The 16,207-nt window shown below is 63.3% G+C and carries 14 protein-coding genes; 2 read left to right on the top strand and 12 right to left on the bottom strand.

Annotated elements, in window-relative coordinates; all coding sequences use genetic code 11:
- Nucleotides 1-22 precede the first annotated feature (22 nt).
- From IEX16_RS10535 to IEX16_RS10500, 8 genes are all read right to left on the bottom strand, one after another.
- Nucleotides 23-1,084, bottom strand: a complete 1,062-nt coding sequence (locus IEX16_RS10535) for an NAD(P)/FAD-dependent oxidoreductase (protein WP_188708437.1) — start codon at nucleotides 1,082-1,084, stop codon at nucleotides 23-25.
- A gap of 120 nt (nucleotides 1,085-1,204) precedes the next feature.
- A complete protein-coding gene (gene fdxA / locus IEX16_RS10530) occupies nucleotides 1,205-1,534 on the bottom strand; it encodes a ferredoxin FdxA (protein WP_188708436.1) in 330 nt (109 codons plus the stop codon).
- A gap of 89 nt (nucleotides 1,535-1,623) precedes the next feature.
- A complete protein-coding gene (locus IEX16_RS10525; protein ID WP_188708435.1) occupies nucleotides 1,624-2,949 on the bottom strand; it encodes a sulfate adenylyltransferase subunit 1 in 1,326 nt (441 codons plus the stop codon).
- 114 nt (nucleotides 2,950-3,063) lie between these two features.
- Nucleotides 3,064-4,020, bottom strand: coding sequence for a sulfate adenylyltransferase subunit CysD (gene cysD / locus IEX16_RS10520; protein WP_188708434.1), 957 nt, complete (start codon nucleotides 4,018-4,020; stop codon nucleotides 3,064-3,066).
- 3 nt (nucleotides 4,021-4,023) lie between these two features.
- Nucleotides 4,024-4,644 carry a phosphoadenosine phosphosulfate reductase domain-containing protein gene (locus tag IEX16_RS10515; RefSeq protein WP_188708433.1) on the bottom strand — a complete coding sequence of 207 codons (621 nt, stop codon included), beginning with the start codon at nucleotides 4,642-4,644 and terminating at the stop codon, nucleotides 4,024-4,026.
- Between the two features lie 5 nt (nucleotides 4,645-4,649).
- A complete protein-coding gene (locus IEX16_RS10510) occupies nucleotides 4,650-5,054 on the bottom strand; it encodes a DUF934 domain-containing protein (protein WP_188708432.1) in 405 nt (134 codons plus the stop codon).
- Between the two features lie 10 nt (nucleotides 5,055-5,064).
- Entirely contained in the window at nucleotides 5,065-6,879 is a 1,815-nt protein-coding gene (locus tag IEX16_RS10505; protein WP_188708431.1) for a nitrite/sulfite reductase, read from the bottom strand.
- Between the two features lie 25 nt (nucleotides 6,880-6,904).
- Entirely contained in the window at nucleotides 6,905-7,696 is a 792-nt protein-coding gene (locus IEX16_RS10500) for a sulfite exporter TauE/SafE family protein (protein WP_188708430.1), read from the bottom strand.
- Between the two features lie 231 nt (nucleotides 7,697-7,927).
- Between IEX16_RS10500 and IEX16_RS10495 the strand changes: the two genes are divergently transcribed.
- The gene (locus IEX16_RS10495; RefSeq protein ID WP_229676286.1) at nucleotides 7,928-8,713 is read left to right on the top strand and encodes a response regulator; all 786 of its coding nucleotides are present in this window, start codon (nucleotides 7,928-7,930) and stop codon (nucleotides 8,711-8,713) included.
- A gap of 56 nt (nucleotides 8,714-8,769) precedes the next feature.
- Here the strand turns inward: IEX16_RS10495 and mnmC are convergent, their stop codons facing one another.
- Nucleotides 8,770-10,638, bottom strand: coding sequence for a bifunctional tRNA (5-methylaminomethyl-2-thiouridine)(34)-methyltransferase MnmC2/FAD-dependent 5-carboxymethylaminomethyl-2-thiouridine(34) oxidoreductase MnmC1 (gene mnmC / locus IEX16_RS10490; RefSeq protein ID WP_188708428.1), 1,869 nt, complete (start codon nucleotides 10,636-10,638; stop codon nucleotides 8,770-8,772).
- A gap of 161 nt (nucleotides 10,639-10,799) precedes the next feature.
- Nucleotides 10,800-11,072, bottom strand: a complete 273-nt coding sequence (locus IEX16_RS10485; RefSeq protein WP_188708427.1) for an oxidative damage protection protein — start codon at nucleotides 11,070-11,072, stop codon at nucleotides 10,800-10,802.
- Between the two features lie 149 nt (nucleotides 11,073-11,221).
- On the opposite strand from IEX16_RS10485, the gene IEX16_RS10480 reads away from it, so the two are divergent.
- Entirely contained in the window at nucleotides 11,222-12,259 is a 1,038-nt protein-coding gene (locus IEX16_RS10480; protein ID WP_188708426.1) for a sulfate ABC transporter substrate-binding protein, read from the top strand.
- Nucleotides 12,260-12,298: 39 nt separating this feature from the next.
- Here IEX16_RS10480 and uvrA read toward each other — a convergent pair whose 3' ends face one another.
- Nucleotides 12,299-14,950, bottom strand: coding sequence for an excinuclease ABC subunit UvrA (uvrA, locus tag IEX16_RS10475; protein ID WP_188708425.1), 2,652 nt, complete (start codon nucleotides 14,948-14,950; stop codon nucleotides 12,299-12,301).
- Between the two features lie 10 nt (nucleotides 14,951-14,960).
- The gene (locus tag IEX16_RS10470; RefSeq protein WP_229676285.1) at nucleotides 14,961-16,100 is read right to left on the bottom strand and encodes a YihY/virulence factor BrkB family protein; all 1,140 of its coding nucleotides are present in this window, start codon (nucleotides 16,098-16,100) and stop codon (nucleotides 14,961-14,963) included.
- Nucleotides 16,101-16,207 lie beyond the last annotated feature (107 nt).

The raw sequence follows: 16,207 nt of genomic DNA, 5'->3' as shown, positions 1-16,207 counted from the left end.
GACGACTGGCGGGTGCCCGGAGTCAGTCGACTAGGGGCGGCTCCACACCCAGCAGCTTGTGCAGTTTAGGACTCGTGGTGGTGTACTGGAGCTGGATCTTCTGGTCAGGGAAAATCAGTGCGGCCGCCCCGAAAGCTGCGAGTGCGCACTCATGGAAGCCGCAGAGGATCAGTTTTTTCTTGCCAGGGTAGGTGTTGATGTCGCCAACCGCAAAAATACCGGGGATGCTGGTGGAGAATTTTTCGGTGTCTACCAGCAACTGCTTGCGTTCCATGTCCAGCCCCCACTGCATCAGCGGTCCGAGCTTGGGTGACAGGCCGAGCAGAACCAGCATCATGTCCACTTGCAAGGCAGAGGTGTTGCCGTCCACGTCGGTGATACGCACTGCTTTCAGTTTTCCGTCTTCGCTATCGATCCCGGTAACTTGCCCCACCTGAAAACGCGCACCGCCGTTGATGCGCAAGGCATCGAAGCGGACCAGGACTTCTGGAGGGGCTTGCAGAACATCACGCCGATGCAGCAAGGTCACGCTTTTCGCCTGCTGCGGTCCGGCCTGGGCCAGACGCGCCGTCTGGTCGATGGCTGTTTCGTCGCCACCCACTACCAAAACGTTTTTACCCGCAAAGAGCGCTGATTCGCTGGCGTGGTGAAAGAGCTGGCTATTTTCAAAGGCATCCAGCCCGGCAATCTTCAAGCGCTTTGGCTGGAAGGAGCCTACACCGGCAGCAATGAACAGCGTTTTGGCAAGGAACATCGTGCCATGGGAGGTTTCCACCAGGAAGCGGCCATCAGCCTGCGGCGCCACCGAGGTGACTTCCTGGCCCAGATGGAAGCTGGCGCCGAAAGGCTTGATCTGTTTGAGGAGACTCGCAACCAGCTCTCGACCGCTGGTGCGCGGCGTGCCGGGAATGTCGTAAATCGGCTTGTCGGCGTAAAGCTCAATGCACTGTCCGCCCGGGTGGGGCAAGGTGTCCACCACGTGGGCCTTGATGTCCAGCAAGCCGAGCTGGAACACCTGGAACAGACCCACCGGTCCTGCGCCGATCACGACCGCGTCGGTCTGAATCATTGAGGTGCCGGTCATACCTCTAACCTTACCAAGCCAGCAGGGGCCGCGGAACTGGCTTTGCGAGGCCGCAGGCGCCGTCCCGTGCAAGGGGAGGTGGTGCTACACGAAGTGAGCATCCGGCAGGGGTGTGCATGTTTAGCGGATCAGTTCAGACAGTTTGCCGGTCTTGTCTTTCCACTCTTCGGCATCGGGCAAGGCTTCCTTGCGCTTGGTGATACTTTTCCAGCCTGCGGCCTGGCTCAGCTCGACATTGATCTTGATGAAGGCGATCTGGTCGGCTGGCACGTCCTCCTCGGCATAAATCGCATTGACCGGGCACTCGGGTATGCAAACCGCGCAATCGATGCATTCGTCCGGGTCGATCACCAGCATGTTCGGGCCTTCGCGGAAGCAGTCCACCGGGCACACATCGACGCAGTCGGTGTACTTGCAGCGGATGCAGGATTCGGAAACGATGTGAGTCATGTTGTTCTGGCAAGGATCGGTGGAAACCCTCAATTTTAAGAGGATTCCGCGAGCAGGGTTAAGTCGGCAGGGTGCAGCTGCTGATCAGGTCAAAGAATCAGCGCAGCGCCCGATGTTTTGTTCGATGCCGTGTCCACCAGCACCAGCGAGCCGAGCACGCGTGAACGTGCATACGGCAGGGTGGCCAGCGGCTCGTGCAGGCCCAGCTCAATATGGCCAATGGCATTGGGCGGCAGCGCACTGGCATCTTCCTCGGCCAGGGTATTGACATCGAGCTTGTGAACGATGCGTTTGACCTTGGCTTTGACCCAGCGGTGGCCGTGCAGCGCCCAGTAAACACGTCCAGCGACCAGCGGCTCGTCGTCCATCCAGGCGATGGTGACCGATAGTTCGCGGCTCGGCTCGAAGGTGTCCGACGCGAGCAGCCAGTCGCCGCGCGACACGTCCACTTCGCGATCCAGCACAATGCCGGCGCTGTGGCCGGCCAGGATCGATTTGGGCTGGCGTGTGTGGTCCAGCACCTGGGCCACGACGGCGGTTTGGCCGCTGGGCAGCACGGTCACGCTTTGGCCTGGTTGAACTCCACCGGTGGCGACACGGCCCCAGAAGACGCGGCGGCCCTGCGAGGTGTCCGATGAAGACGAGAATTTCTCCACCCACTGCACCGGGAAGGAAAAAGCTTCGGTGCTTTCGGCGGCGGTGGCCGGCAGGTGTTCAAGCAATTGCAACAGTGACAGACCCTGATAGTCGCACCAGCCGGGCAGCGCATCCACCACGTTGTAGCCCTTCAGGGCCGACACAGGAACGGTTGCCTTGACCGGAATGGACGCGGCTTTCGCAAACGCGGCGAGGGCCGCACTGATGTTGCGGAAGGCCAGGGCGGGATCTTCCACCGCGTCGAGCTTGTTGACCGCGAACACGATGGATGGCACCCGCAGCAGGTTGACCAGCAGCGAATGGCGCCGGGTCTGCGGTAGCAACTCCATGGACGGATTTTTCCAGTCCAGCTTGGTGGCGTCGACCAGCACCACGGCGGCGTCGGCGCTGGATGCGGCGGTGACCATGTTGCGGGTGTACTGCTCGTGGCCGGGCGCGTCGCCAATGATGAATTTGCGATTTTCGGTGTTGAAGTAGCGGTAGGCCACATCGATGGTGATGCCCTGCTCGCGCTCGGCCGACAGGCCGTCGGTCAGCAGCGCGAGGTCGGTCTCGCCGCCGCGCTGCACACCGGCCAGGTGGTCCTGCAGCACGGCCTTGCTGTCCACCAGCAGGCGGCCGATCAATGTACTTTTCCCGTCATCGACCGAACCGCAGGTGATGAACTTGAGTGCAGATTTCAAGTCATTTTGGCCTGTAGCCCCTGCCTGACGGGCGTCATCAGCTATCAAATCAGTAGTGGTTGTGCTTGTATTCATCTCAGTCTCAAAAATTGAGGGAAGGTCCTTGTCAGTTGGGGCCGCAGGTCCGGCTCCGCCGGCCTGCAGGCGCCGCCCCCTGGGGGGAGCAGGCGAAGCCTGCACTGGGGAAAACTAAAAGTACCCGTCTTTCTTGCGCTTTTCCATCGAAGCGTCGGAGGTTTTGTCGTCCATGCGTGTGGCGCCGCGCTCACTGACATCAGCTGCCAGGGTTTCGATCACGATCTCGGCGGCCGTGACGGCCGGGCTGTCCACCGGGCAGGTGCAAGTGATGTCACCCACGGTGCGAAAACGCACGGTTTTTTCGACCACTTCCTCGCCGTCACGCGCTGGCGTAAGTTCAGTCACTGGCACCAGCAGGCCTTTGCGCTCCACAACCCTGCGCTGATGTGCGTAGTAGAGCGAAGGCAGGGCGATCTGTTCGCGTTCGATGTACTGCCAAACGTCGAGCTCGGTCCAGTTGGAAATCGGGAACACGCGGAAGTGTTCGCCGGGCTGCAGACGGGTGTTGAACAGCGTCCACAGTTCGGGTCGCTGGGCCTTGGGCTGCCACTGGCCAAAGCTGTCGCGGTGCGAAAAAACGCGCTCTTTGGCGCGAGCTTTTTCCTCGTCGCGCCGCGCCCCGCCGATCAGCGCGTCGAAGCGGAACTCCTCAATCGCCTCCAACAAGGTCACCGACTGATGCACATTGCGCGACTCGCCTGGATGCGCCAACCGCACGGTGCCGCGTTTCATGGAGTCTTCGACGTTGCGCACAATCAGCTCGGCACCGAGCTCTTTGGCGCGCAGGTCGCGGAAGTCGGTCACCTCGTGGAAGTTGTGGCCGGTGTCAATCATCAGCAGCGGGTAGGGGATGCGGCCCACACCAAAAGCCTTCTCGGCGCACTTGAGCATGACCAGCGAGTCCTTGCCGCCCGAAAACAGCAGGGTCGGACGTTCGAAGGCTGCGGCCACCTCGCGCAAGATGAATATCGTTTCCTCCTCAAGCGCGTCAAGGTGGGCGTTGGACAGCCGCGCGGTGGAGATTGCCGGGTCGGCTGGCAGCAGGGTGGAGGGTGTGCGGGCGTTCATAGTTCAGTGTGCGAGGTGCAGACCGCATTCGCGGTTGTCTTCGCCCTTGGTGGGGTCTACATAGTCAAAGTTGTTCGGCAGGCTGTGGATTTCACAGTACTGGTACAGGTCTTTGGCCGACCAGTGCAACAGGGGCGCGACCTTGATCAGCCCGTCGGGGTTGACGGTGACCGCATCCATCTGGGCGCGCACGGCGGTGTCGGTGGCGCGCAAGGCCGTGAACCACACTTGGGGCGCAGTTTCTCTCAGGGCGCGGGCAAAGGGCTCGAGTTTGACCTCTTCGGTGAAAGCGGCATGGCGGGGATCGTCCAGCGCCGGGGGCGGGCCTTCCACGGCCTCGCGGTGTGCACGCGAGCGGCGCGGCAGGTAAATGTGCAGGTCCAGCTTGAGCCGCTTCGTCACTTCATCGGCAAAGCGGTAGGTGGCCTCGGTGTTGAAGCCGTTGTCCATCCAGACCACCGGCACGCGGGGATTGGCGCGCGTCACCATGTACAGGATGACCGCCTCGAAGGGGCGGAAATTGGTGGTGACGATGGCGGGCTGGCCCAGCGCCACGGCCCAGTCCACCAGGCCCTGTGCGTTGCGGCCGAGTTCTGCGTTGATCTTTACGAGGTCAAGGTTCATGGTGTTCAGGCCGCAGCCTCTTCCTGAGATTCCTTGAAGTGGGGTTGAACGTCGACGGCATCGCCCTGGTATTTGCCGACGCCGTAGCCGGGGTAGGACGCCAGCACGCGCTGGGCGGTCGCCATGTCCTGGTCGGCGCGCAGCACGGCCACGTCAAAGCCGCTGCGCTCCATCTGCGCGAGTTGGTCGGCCAGCACGTCACCGGTGGCGCGTATCTCGCCATTGAAGCCGCGACGGCGGCGCAGCAAAAAAGCCTGGCTGAAGGCTCGGCCGTCGGTGAATTTCGGAAAGTGCAGGTCAATGCGTGTCACGCCGTCCAGCGCGGGCTGCAGCGGGTCAGCGTCGTTAGGCAGCACGAGCAGCGTGCTTTCTGCGGTGGCGCTGTGATCGCTCAGTGGCAAAAGTTTCATGCTGTGCTCCTCAGACGGCTGCAGACGCTGCAGCGGAAAAACGCGCGCTGTTGGCCGCGGCCTTGAACGGGTCGATGCCAGTGCGGCGCAAGGTGGCAATAAAAGTTTCGCCGGCTTCGCGTTGCCGGCGGTAGGTCTCCAGCACGGCCTCAATCGCTTCCGGCACTTCAGCCGCCGAGAACGAGGGGCCGACCACCTTGCCGGGCACGGGTGCGCCACTCAAGGTGGAGCCATCCGAGCCGCCCAGAGAAACCTGGTACCACTCAAGGCCGTCCTTGTCGACGCCGAGAATGCCGATGTGGCCGCTGTGGTGGTGGCCGCAGGAGTTGATGCAACCACTGATGTGCAGGTCGATCTCGCCCAGGTCGTGCAACTCGTCCATGTCCTGATAACGCTCGGTGATGGCTTCGGCGATCGGGATCGAGCGCGCATTGGCCAGCGAGCAGAAATCTCCGCCGGGACAGGCGATCATGTCGGTCAGCAAACGGATGTTAGGGCGTGCAAAGCCGGCTTTTCGCGCGGCACGCCAGAGCTCGGGCAGCTCGTCGCAACGCACCCAGGGCAGCAGCAAATTCTGGTCGTGTGTGACGCGCACCTCACCTGCGCTGAACTGGTCGGCCAGGTCGGCGGCCACGTCCAACTGGTCGGCGGTTGCGTCGCCTGGCGCCTGGCCCAGGCGCTTGAAAGACAGGGTCACGCAGCGCAGATCAGGGTTCTGGTGCGGCGCCACGTTTTGCTTGAGCCAGCGGCCAAACTCGATGTCGTCTTCCGCCGCGGCGCGCAGGATGTTGGCAATTTTGGCGTCAGCGCTCTTGCGGTCGCACTTCAGCGTGGGCGGCACAAAGGACGCAGTGACACGGTCCAGCTCAGCCTGCGTGATGGTGTGCGGACCGCCGTCGTGTTCCATGATCTGCAGGTACTCGGCCTCGACGTCGTCGATGTACTTTTGACCCTCGGCCTTGACCAGGATCTTGATGCGGGCCTTGTACATGTTGTCGCGGCGGCCATAACGGTTGTAGACGCGCACGATTGCTTCGATGAAATTCATGATCTGGTGCCACGGCAAAAATTCACGAATCACGGTGCCGATGATAGGTGTGCGGCCCATGCCGCCGCCGACCTGGACCTTGAAGCCCAGTTCGCCTTCCGCGTTGCGTATCAGGTGCAAGCCCACGTCGTGCCAGGCGGTGGCCGCGCGATCTTCCCTGGCGCCACTGATGGCGATCTTGAACTTGCGCGGCAGGAAGGCGAACTCCGGGTGCAGCGTGCTCCACTGTCGCAGGATTTCGCCGAAAGGCCGCGGGTCGGCGATCTCGTCCGCGGCGATGCCGGCACGTTCGTCGCTGGTGATATTGCGTATGCAATTGCCGCTGGTCTGGATGCCATGCATGCTCACGCTGGCCAGCAGGTCCATCACGTCGGCGGACTTGTCGAGCGGAATCCAGTTGTACTGGATGTTCTGGCGCGTGGTGAAGTGCGCGTAACCGGCGGTCAGTTTGGACGCCACTGACAGGCCACTTTTGAGGTTCACTGGACCGAGCTTGTCCTGGGCCGCTTGGGCGTCCTCGAACAATGCGGCGTTTGGCTGGTCGTACTCACGGGCTATCTTCGCCAGCACACGCACCTGTGCGCTCGACAGCTCACCGTAAGGCACGGCCACGCGCAGCATGGGGGCATAACGCTGGACATACCAACCGTTTTGCAGGCGCAGCGGGCGGAAGTCGTCTTCGGCCAACTGGCCGGATTGCCAGCGCGTGAGCTGGTCGCGGTACTGGTCCGCGCGTGCCTGCACGAACTGGCGATCAAATTCTGTGTATTGGTACATGGCTGTCAGAGATCAAAAAGTGGATTCAGATGGCGATGAGCTTGACGCCGGCATAAGCCAGCAGCACGGAAAGCAGGGAACGTATCCAGCGGTCAGGCGTGCGAGTGACCAGCCGCGCCCCGAGCCAGATACCCGGCAGCGAGCCGACCAGCAGCTTGGCCAGCAGGACCCAGTCCACCGAACCGATGGACGCATGACCGAGACCGGCGACCAGGGTCAGCGGCACGGCGTGGGCGATGTCGGCGGCCACAATGCGCGGCAAAGGCAGGGCGGGGTAGAGCAGCATCAGCACAATCACGCCGATCGCGCCCGCGCCCACCGAGGTAATGGTCACCATGGCGCCAATCACCGCACCGAACAGAACGGGTAGTGCCCAGTGCCGGGCCTGCGTCGCGGCACCGAGGGCTGCGGCATCGATATGGCGTGGAGCGGCTTTGCCGTAGACGGCTTTGTAGAGAGTTGCGCTTGCTGTGAGTAACAGTGCGATGCCCAGCGTGGTGGTCATCACCGCATGGGCGGCCGGGCTGGCCGGCCCAAGCAGATGCAGTGCGTACAGTGTGGCCAGCGCGGCCGGAATGCTGCCAGCGGCGGTCTGGCCGACGATTTTCCAGTCCACGATACGCGCGCGCGCGAGGCTGACGGTACCGCCCATCTTGGTGAAGGCGGCAAACAGCAGGTCGGTGCCTATGGCCAGGTGCGGTTTGACGCCGAAAAAGAAAATCAGCAAGGGCGTCATCAGTGAGCCGCCGCCGACCCCTGTCAGGCCAACCACCAGGCCCACCGCAAAACCGGCGAAGACAAAAGCAAAATCATGCATAAGCCGGTGACTGTAAAACTGCCGGTTATGAAAACAAACTACAGATTTGTTGTTCGCTTATTCGCATAAGCTTATTCACCAGTGTTCATGCGGCTTCTCAGCGTTTTGAACTCCAGATTCCTTGAATCCGTCAAACCAAACAAGCCCTGGATTGGGGCAAGCCCGCTGTGAGGACCGGCGAGAGCCCCGCATAATCCACCGCAAATGACATTCAGGGGAGCGCTGGGGGCTGTGAAACCAATATTCGTCAAGTATTACGGCTTCAGTGATGCCGAGCGCCATGCCTTGCACACCCTGTTTCGCCTGTCTGAATCGCACCGGGTGGTTTATGCACCCTGGACCGCAGCAAGCCCTGAAGCACCGCAAGTTGTGCTGATAGAGGGTGATAGCTGGGAGGCAGCTCTGGCCCTGGCCAATCCGCTGCACGACAGCCTCAAGCTGGCTTGGGTGGGCGCGGGTGCGCCGGCCATGGCCTGGCGGGTGTTTGATTCACCGGTCAAATGGTCGGCCTTGATTGAAGCGATGGACGAGGAGTTTTCGCCGGTGACATCAACGGCCTTGTCGCTCGACCTCGATTTGGCGCACGATGCGGACCTGGATGTGCACTTTGAAGGCGACGACGACACCGCGCCTATGGCGCTGGAAGGTGCGGTACCGGCAGCCGCGCGGCGAGTGCTGGTGGTTGATGCCGGGCGCGACGAGCGCCTCTACCTGCGCGCCAAGTTGTCATCGGCCGGCTTGCATGAGGTGGACGAAGCCGCCAGTGGCGCCGAGGCGCTGGAGCTGCTGCGCGGCGCTGCCTACCAATTGGTCATCGTGGACCTGGGTCTGACCGACATGGACAGTTGGCAGTTGATCAAGGCGGTGGACGGCATGCGGCCCAGGACGGCCCATCTTTTTGTCACCGCCTCCATGCAGTCCTGGGGCCAGAGCGCACGCGCATGGATGTCTGGCGCGGTCTATTTGAAGAAGCCGCTGGACCCCGAAAAGCTCAAAATTTTGCTACAAAATATATAGCTGCTTACTTCAACGTAGCATGGGCTAGAGGCCGAAAAGCCATGAGGTTTAGCGGTTCAGGCTTGGAAGCGCTGCGGCGACAAGGCCTGCGCCAGGCGATGTTCCAGCGGCAAAGGCTCGCCATGCAAGCGGGCCGCCAGCAGCTCGCCGCACAACACGGCGAAGCTGAGGCCGCGCGAACCCATGGCGGTGCTGACCCACAATCCCGGCCAGGTGCGGGCGTCAACCCGGCCCACCAGCGGCAGGCGGTCAGGCGCAGCGCAGCGCACACCGGCCCAGGCGCGTGCCGAGCCGTTTTGAAAAAATGGCCCCAGCAGTTGCGCCGTGGCCGGCAGCAGGGCTTGCAGGCGTTCGGCATTGGCTTGTTGGTCGGCGGGCTGGGTTTCGGTGCTGTCCTCGTCGCGCTCAAAAGTCGCGCCTGCGAGCCAGGTCCGTCCTTCATCGGTCGGCACGGAGGGAATGAAACTTCCGCTGCCGTTCACCACAAAAGGCGGGAAAGTTGCGGTGCCCGGCGCGTCTGCGTGCAGGCCCCAGGACATCTGCCCGCGAATGGCCTGCAGCGGCAAGCCGCCTTCAATCAAAAGGCGGCTGGCATGGCCGGCGGCAAGCACCACCATGCCCGCTTGCGCCAGACAGCGTCCTTGCACATCCAGCACCTGCCAGTGGCCGGTTGCCAGGTCTCGCTGCAAGCGTGCAGCTTGCATGCCGCCGCGCCAGCGTATGCCCGGCTGTGCGAGCAGGTCATTGACCAGCCGGGCCGGTTTGATCCAGCCGCCGCGGTGGTGCCAGCAGGCGGGTCCGTCGTTCGTGCTGAGCCCCGCCTGCGCCAATTGCGCTCCGGACGCGATATCGCTCCAGTCGCGGCCGGCCTCTGGCCAATCTGCGGGCAGGCCGGGGCTGCCGTCCAGGCGCCGCTCCAGCACACCGCAGGCCTGCCAGTCCTTTCCCGCCTGCAGCAGGGCGTGGGCCTGCTGCCAGGTGGCGCGCACGCCGCAGCGCGACAGCCGCGACAGCAGGCTGTCATCGGGCGAGACATGCGGCACCAGCACGCCGGCCGGCAGCCCTGATGCGCCGCCAGCCGGGGCGACATGGCTGTCCAGCACTTCGACCTGCCAGCCGCGCCGCGCCAGGCTGGCCGCTACGGCCGCGCCCGCGAGGCCGGCGCCTATCACCACGCAACTGGATGGGGTGACCGGTGTGAAGGGTGTGAACGACATCGGCTTGCGCGGCTCCCAGCGCGGGTCGAACTCGCCTTGCAGGTTGTCACGCTTGGGTGGCAGGCCCGGTATCTTGCGTACGGTAAAGCCGCACTGGCTCAAGCCGTCGAGCACTGTCCGGGCAATGGTCCAGCTCACGATACGCGTGCCGCGGCGGCAGCAGCGCGCCACCGCCTTGAGCGTGTACAGGTCCCAGATGTCGGGGTTTTTCGAGGGGCTGAAGCCGTCCAGGTAAACCGAGTCGGCCTCGAAATGCTGTTCGCGCAGCACCGCCTTCGTGTCACCTATACACAGGCTCAGTAACACCCGGCCTTCTTCAAACACCAGCCGGTGCACCCCTGGCAGCAGGCCCCAGCACTGCGTCTGCAGTTGCTGCGCCAGCGGCATCAGTTCAGGGTGCGCGGCAGCAGCACGCAGCATGTCGGCGGCGCTGGCGGGATACGCTTCGGTAGAGACGAAATGCAGCAGGTGTGGACGCGTCAAGTCGGCTTTCCAGGCCTGCCAGGTGACCAGGAAGTTCAAGCCCAGGCCGAAGCCGGTCTCCAAAATGCGCCACTGGGGCTGGTTCGCCCAAGCTTCAGGCAGGCCGCAGCCGTGCAGAAAAACCTCAAGCGATTGCGCCAGCCCGCCGAGCTCACTGCGGTAACGGTCGCCAAAGCGCGGGCTGTAGGGCGTGCCGTCCGGCAACCACTCAATCAGTTCAGCCATGAGGGCGAACTGAGGGAGCAGCCTTCGACAAGCTCAGGACGATCGGATGTAGAGGGCATGTCTTTTCAAGCAGGGGCCGCGGGTCCGGCTTTGCCGGCCCGCAGGCGCAGCGGCCCCCTCGGGGGGCAGGGAGCGACACGAAGTGCGCGACCGTGAGGGCCCTATGCAGTCGGTGGGATGTAGCCCTGCACTTTGTCGGCACCGGTGCCGAAGAAGTGGTTTTCCATCTGGCGCGCCAGGTACTGGCGGGCACGGGCGTCGGCCAGGTTCAGGCGGTTTTCATTGACCAGCATGGTCTGCTGCTTCATCCATTCGGCCCAGGCTTCCTTGCTGACTTCTTCCCACAGGCGTTTGCCCAGCGGGCCGGGGTAAGGCGGAAAGTCCAGGCCTTCGGCTTCTCGGCCCAGTTTGATGCAGTTGACAGTGCGTGCCATGTGGATTTTCTTTCGTGCGATGTCGCGTTATAGATGTTTTGGGTATTAAGAACTGAATTTTTATTCGTTCCTGTTTGGTGCGAAGGCTTTCAAAATCCAGCTTCTTACTTAAATCGCATGCAAATGCACTGGAATCAGGAAAGCAGACCATGACCACACGCCGCCATTTTATGAATGTTTCGACCCGTCTGGCATTAGCCGTTGCGCTGGCAGGGTCGGCAACGGCCGCCCTGGCCCAGGCGCCAGCCGCCAAACCGCCGGTGACTTTGCTCAATGTCTCCTACGATCCGACGCGCGAGCTCTACGTGGAGTACAACGCCGCTTTTGCCAAACACTGGAAGGCCAAGGCCAACCAGAACGTGACCATCAAGCAGTCGCACGGCGGCTCCGGCAAGCAGGCCCGCTCGGTGATTGACGGGCTGGACGCCGACGTCATCACGCTGGCGTTGGCTGGCGACATCGACGCCGTCCACCAGAACGGTGCATGGATTCCCAAGGACTGGCAGAAGCGCCTGCCGCTCAGTTCATCGCCCTACACCTCGACCATTGTGTTGGTGGTGCGCCAAGGCAACCCCAAAGGCATCAAGGACTGGGACGACCTGATCAAGCCCGGTGTCAGTGTGATCACCCCCAACCCGAAAACATCGGGCGGCGCGCGCTGGAATTACCTGGCAGCCTGGGAGTTTGCCAAGCGCAAGTATGGCGGCGATGCTAAAGCCAAAGAGTTTGTTGGCAAGCTGTATAGCAACGTCGCCGTGCTGGACACCGGTGCGCGTGGATCGTCCATCAGTTTTGCGCAGCGCAACCAAGGCGACGTCTTCATCTCATGGGAAAACGAAGCTTATTTGCTTGAAAAAGAGTTTGGCAGCAAGGTGGACTTTGTTTACCCCAGTTTGAGCATCCTGGCCCAGCCGCCAGTGACGGTGGTGGACAAAAACGTCGACAAGAAGGGCACCCGCGCGGTCGCCGAGGAATACCTCAACTACCTGTATTCCGAAGAAGCCCAGGACATCATCGGCAAGAACTTTTACCGCCCGACATCCGCCAAGGCCCAGGCGAAGTACGCCAAGCAGTTGCCCAAGCTGAACCTGTTCACCATCGACCAGGCCTTTGGCGGCTGGGACAAAGCGGCCAAGGATCATTTTGCCGACGGCGCGGCATTTGATCAGATCTACCTTCGCAAGTAGGAACGAGGATACTGACGTCGCTATAAGCACGCAGCGTGCTCAGGGCAGATGCTGCCGCAGGTAGGGCCCGGTCCGGCTGTCCCGGCTGGCGCACACCTCCGCCGGCGTGCCGGTAGCCACGATGCGCCCGCCCTGTTCGCCGGGGCCGGGCCCGACGTCGATGACCCAGTCACTGGCCGACACCACGCGCAGTTCATGCTCGACCACAATGACGGTGTTGCCGGCATCCACCAGGCCCTGCAACTGCGCCATCAGCTTGTCCACGTCGGCCGGGTGCAGGCCGGTGGTGGGCTCGTCAAGCACATACAGGGTGTCACCGCGTTGCGGGCGCTGCAGCTCGGTCGCCAGCTTGATGCGCTGGGCCTCGCCGCCTGACAGCTCGGTGGCCGGCTGACCCAGGCGCAGGTAGCCGAGGCCGATGTCGCGCAGCAGCGCCAGCGGGTTGAATACCGCGGGTTCGGCTGCGAAAAAGTCGCAGGCCTCCTCCACCGTCATGCCCAGCACCTCGGCAATGGTCTTGTCTCGCCAAGTGATTTTCAGGGTCGCCTCGTTGTAACGCGCGCCATGGCAGGCCGGGCACGGCGCGTAGACGCTCGGCATGAATAGCAGCTCGACACTGACAAATCCCTCGCCTTCACAAGTTTCGCAGCGTCCCTTGGCCACGTTGAAGGAAAAGCGGCCTGCGTCGTACCGTTTGGCCTTGGCGGCACGGGTGGCGGCAAACAGCTTGCGCACAGTATCGAACAGACCGGTGTAGGTTGCCAGGTTGGAGCGCGGCGTGCGGCCTATCGGCTTCTGGTCGACCCGCACCAGCCGCTTCAGCCCCTGCAAGCCATCCGCAAGGCGGCCCCCGGTCTGTGCCGCCACCCTGGGTTCGCCATCGACCTCGGCCTCCTCGGACGCGGTCGCTTCATGGCCCAGGTGTTCGCCCACCAGTTCGACCAACGCCTGGCTGACCAGGCTGGACTTGCCTGACCCCGAGACACCGGTCACTGCAGTGAGCACGCCCAGTGGAAAACGCGCGTCCACGCCGTGCAGGTTGTTGCGCTGGATGCCTTGCAGCTCCAGCCAGCCTTTCGGCTTGCGTGAGCGACGGGGCAGTGGCGAGTGCGAGCCGAAAAGATAGGGCGCAGTGCGGGAGGCCGTGACAGCTTCCAGTCCGGCGGGCGGCCCGCTGTACAGCACATGGCCGCCGCGCTCGCCGGCGTCCGGCCCCACGTCGACCAGCCAGTCGGCACGCCGCATCATGTCCAGGTCGTGCTCCACCACAAAAATGGTATTGCCCGACTCCCGCAACTGGTCCAGCGCCAGCAGCAGTGCCTCGTTGTCGGCAGGATGCAGCCCTGCCGAAGGTTCGTCCATCACATAAACCACGCCGAACAGGTTGGAGCGGATCTGTGTGGCCAGCCGCAGGCGCTGCAGCTCGCCGGACGACAGGGTCGGCGTGCTGCGCTCCAGCGCCAGGTAACCCAATCCCAGGTCCTGCAGGGTGGCAATGCGAGCCAGCAAATCCTGCGCGATACGCTGGGCGGCGATGCGTTTTTCTTCGGAGAGGTTGGGAGTGCGCCGCACGTCGGGCGCCGCGTCATGGGCGGCACCGCCGGCCGCCACGCGGCGCGCCTTGTCGGCTCCGGCTTTTTTTAGGCTCAGGGTGACGCCGTTCGGCGTCGGACCCAACTCTCCACGCGCGACCGGTGCCAGCAGGTCAGCCATGCGGTCCAGCGGCATCTGCGACAGCGTGCCGATGTCCACACCGGCAAAGGTGACTGACAACGCTTCGCGCTTGAGCCGCCTGCCGTCACAGACCGGGCAGACGCTGCCGGCCATGAAACGCGCCACCCGTTTTTTCATGAGCGCGCTTTGCGTGCTGGCAAAGGTGTGCAGCACGTATTTACGTGCGCCTGTGAAGGTGCCCTGATAGCTCGGTTCGGTCTTGCGGCGCAGGGCGGTGCGAGTTTCTGCGGGCGTGAACCCGGCATACACCGGCACCGTGGGTTGCTCATCGGTGAAGAGAATCCAGTCGCGGTCCTTTTTCGGCAGGTCCCGCCACGGCCTGTCCACGTCGTGACCCAGCGTGACCAGGATGTCGCGCAGGTTCTGGCCATGCCAGGCCGGCGGCCAGGCGGCCACCGCGCGCTCGCGGATGCTCAAGGTGTCGTCCGGCACCATCAGCTTTTCGGTCACCTCAAAAACGTGGCCCAGCCCGTGGCAGTGCGGGCAGGCGCCTTGCGGCGTGTTTGGCGAGAAGTCCTCGGCATACAGCATGGGCTGGCGGGGCGGGTAACTGCCTGCGCGTGAATACAGCATGCGCACAAAGCTCGAGAGTGTGGTGAGGCTGCCGACCGATGAGCGTGTGCTGGGTGTCCCGCGCTGCTGGTGCAACGCAACCGCAGGGGGCAGCCCCTCGATCGAATCGACATCGGGGACACCGACCTGGTCTATCAGCCGGCGCGCATACGGCGCCACCGATTGGAAATAACGTCTTTGCGCCTCAGCATACAGGGTGCCGAAGGCCAGCGAGGACTTGCCTGAACCGGAAACACCGGAAAACACCACCAACGCGTCACGCGGGATGTCCAGGTCCACGTTTTTCAGGTTGTGTTCGCGTGCGCCGCGCACCTGCACGAAGTGGCTGCGCCGGCCGGCGCCTGAAGCCTCGCTGGCTCTCACTGGCCTGGTTGGTTTGGGCATGCCGTCGGGCTCAGTAAGGCGGAGGCGCCAGCGACTGCCTGGTGAGCCTTTTTTTGAGCAGGAAGGACAGCAGCAACAGAGCGCCCGAGGCGGCGCCATAAACGATGGCGCGCTGTTTCAATGTGGGCCGAGCAGTGCGGCGACGAGCGGGAGACGGGGCTGCGGCAGACGTTGCCAACATCGGTACGGTTTTGTCCGCCTTCTCGCTGCGGCGCGGCACTTCGACCGCCGGGGCAAGCACGCTTCCCGCGGCGGTTGCCGGTGCGGCCGCAGCAGCGGGGGCCATCCGGGTGCCAGCCTCGCCGCGCAGTGAGCCATGTTCGTGGGCAAACACCCAGGTGAATTCCGCACCCAGCAGGAAAATCTGCGCCGAGTAATAAACCCACACCAGCAGTACCACCAGCGAACCCGCCGCTGCGAACGACGAGGTCACGCTGCTTTTTCCGATGTACAGGCCAATCAGTGCCTTGCCGACCTCGAACAGCACCGCGGTAACCGCTGCACCCACCCAGACATCGCGCCAGCTAACCCGGGCCTGCGGCATCAGTTTGAAGATCATGGCGAACAGCAGGCTGGAAATGCCCAGCGAGATGGCGGTGTTGACCACCTGCAGCAACAACTCCCAGCCCGGGAACAGCCCGTCGGCCCAGCCCCCGAAAGCCGCCACACCGGCGCTGAAGACCAGCGACACCATCAGCAAAAAGCCCAGGCCCAGGATGAAACCGAGGGACAACAGCCGCGCGCGCAAGGTGGCCCAGATGCCAGATGCCTTTTGCGAGGGCGGCACGTCCCAGATCCGGTCCAGCGCGCTTTGCAACTCGGCAAACACCGTGGTCGCACCGACCAGCAGCACGCCCACGCTGATCAGCGTGGCAATCACCCCTGCGGCGGGCTTGTTGGCGCTTTCGATCAGGGCCTGCACGCCGGTGGCGCCGTCCTGGCCGATCAGGCCGGTAAGTTGGGCGACGATTTCGCCCTGTACGGCGTCGCGGCCCCAGACCAGCCCGGCGACCGCGATCACGATGATCAGCAGCGGTGCGATCGAGAACACCGTGTAATAGGAGATCGCCGCCCCCATGCTCGGCGCGTAATCGTCGATCCAGGCGGCAATGGATTGCCGGGCGAGGCGGTAAAACAGCTTGAAATGCACGGTGGCCTTTGGCAGAACCGGCGAAGACCGGTTGACGATTCAAAGTGTTTCAGACTCGCGCCGCCTGCGTCGTCGGCTCCTGCTGCATCCCGCTGTAGGCGGGCTGC

The organism is Polaromonas eurypsychrophila, from assembly GCF_014641715.1.
GTDB classification, from domain to species: Bacteria; Pseudomonadota; Gammaproteobacteria; order Burkholderiales; family Burkholderiaceae_C; genus Polaromonas; species Polaromonas eurypsychrophila.
The sequence above is the reverse complement of the archived record's forward strand: the minus strand, read 5'-3'. Positions and strand labels throughout refer to the sequence as shown.